Origin of the sequence: Bradyrhizobium sp. (genome assembly GCF_049581145.1) — a bacterium.
Lineage (GTDB): Bacteria > Pseudomonadota > Alphaproteobacteria > Rhizobiales > Xanthobacteraceae > Bradyrhizobium.
Genome location: NZ_JBAURI010001204.1, coordinates 1 through 2,039, shown reverse-complemented (window position 1 = coordinate 2,039; position 2,039 = coordinate 1). Strand labels below are relative to the sequence as shown.

3 protein-coding genes are annotated in these 2,039 nt (G+C 65.2%); all 3 read left to right on the top strand.

What is annotated here, in order from left to right:
- Nucleotides 1-730 (top strand): ABC transporter substrate-binding protein (locus tag WCB02_RS38410; protein ID WP_423967360.1); only part of this gene is annotated, 730 nt, incomplete at its 5' end.
- Nucleotides 731-910: 180 nt separating this feature from the next.
- On the top strand, nucleotides 911-1,684 hold the full coding sequence (locus WCB02_RS38405) for an ABC transporter ATP-binding protein (RefSeq protein ID WP_423967358.1): 774 nt from the start codon (nucleotides 911-913) through the stop codon (nucleotides 1,682-1,684).
- A partial coding sequence (locus tag WCB02_RS38400) for an ABC transporter permease (RefSeq protein WP_423967356.1) occupies nucleotides 1,677-2,039 on the top strand: 363 nt, incomplete at its 3' end. The genes WCB02_RS38405 and WCB02_RS38400, both read left to right, overlap by 8 nt.

The following is a 2,039-nucleotide window of genomic DNA, read 5'->3' as shown; positions in this document are numbered from 1 at the left end:
GGGCAAGGGCACGCTGAAGGTGATCGGCGGCATGAGCCGCGAAAAGGCGGGCTATCCGCTGATCGGCTATTTCGCCAGCAACAGGGCCTATGCGGCGGGGCTGACGGCGCCGAAGGACCTGGCCGGCAAGCGCGTCGCGGTGACCCAGGTCGGCTCCAGCTTCCATTACTCGCTCGGGCTGCTGGCCGACAAATACGGTTTCAAGGTCAGCGATGTCAGAGTCATTCCGCTGCAATCGCTGTCGAATGCCGCAGCGGCGCTGCAAGGCGAGACGGTCGATGCGGCGCTGCTGCCGGCCTCGACCGCGCGGAAATTGATCGACGACGGCGGGGCGAAATTGCTGGGCTGGGTCGGCGATGAGACGCCATGGCAATTGGGCGCGGTGTTCGCCTCGCCCAAGACGCTGACCAACAAGCCGCTGGTGACCAGACTGCTCGCCGCGCTGCAGCGCGCCGACCGCGAATATCACGACGTCATCCTGGCCTCGGTCTCGGACGGTAAGGCCGCGATCAACGAGAGGACAAAGCCGGATCTGGACATCATCGCCAAATACACCAATCTGCCGGTCGAGCAGGTGGTCGGCAATTGCGCCTACATCGATCCCGACGGCAAGCTCGACGTCACGAATGTCGACAACCAGATCAAATGGCTGCAGCAGCAGGGTTTTGTCGACAAGGGATTCGACGCGGGGGACATCGTCGCGAAGGATTATGTCAAGCCGGATCGATGAGATCCTCTCCGCATCGTCATGGCCGGGCATAGCCGTCCGAAGGACGGCGTGGCTTCCGCTCGCCTATGTCCCGGCCATCCACGTCTTTGTCGCAGGCAAAGTAAGTCGTGGATGCCCGGGACAAGCCCGGGCATGACGGGCTAAAACGAAGTCGGGAAATTTGGATAGCCGGAAATTTGCATGGACCTGATCGCCGATCATATCAGCCACCGCTTCGGCGTGCTCGAGGTGCTCGACGACGTGTCGTTTGCGGTGAGCGCCGGTGAGGTGGTGGCGATCGTCGGGCCGTCCGGCTGCGGCAAGAGCACGCTGCTGTCGATCCTCGGCGGCCTGCTGCAGTCGACCGCGGGCACAGCCGAGCTGCGCGGCGCGCCGCCGGCGGACAGCCTCAATCCGCTGACCTTCGTGTTCCAGGATTTTGCCCTGCTGCCCTGGTGCAATGTGGAGGACAATGTCGCGTTTCCGCTGTCGCACACCGGGCTTTCCGCCGGCGCACGGGGTGCGCTGGTGGATGACGCGCTGCGCCGCACGGGACTATCCGACTTTCGCGCCACCTATCCGAAGCAATTGTCCGGCGGCATGCGACAGCGGGTCGGTATCGCGCGGGCACTCGCGGTCAAGCCCGCGATGCTGCTGATGGACGAGCCGCTTTCGGCGCTGGACTCACAGACCCGCGAGCTCCTGATGGAGGATTTCATCCGGCTGCTCGCCGACGGCGCCATGGGCGCGGTCTATGTCACGCATAATCTGGAGGAAGCGGTGCGGCTTGCCGACCGCATCGTGGTGCTGTCGCGCCGGCCGGGCCGGATCCGCGAAGTCGTCACCATCCCGATGACGCGCGGCCAGCGCAGCGATGTCAATGCCCGCGGTCAGTTGCTGGCACTGCAGGACCAGCTGTGGTCGCTGATCCGCGAGGAGGCGATCGACGCGGAACGCGAGGTGCAGCATGCTTGACCGCGCACCGTCCGACCAGAAGCTGGAAGCCGGTTCCGAGACGCGGCCTGTGAAATTCCGCGGCGGCGGCTTTGTGCCGGGCACGAGCCGCCATGCCGGCTGGATCGCGCTCGCTGCCGTGCTTGCCGTCTGGCAGCTCGCGGGTAGCGTCGGTCTGGTCAATCCGCTGTTCCTGCCGACGCCGCTGGCGACCGCGCGGGCAATCTGGCAGCTCGCTGTCAGCGGCGCGCTCTGGCACCATTTGTCCTATTCGCTGATGCGGATCGGCACTGGCTGGATCCTCGGCACCATTGCCGGGATCGCGGTCGGCTTTTCAATCGGCCTGTTCAGCCATGCCCGCAGCATCGGCATTACC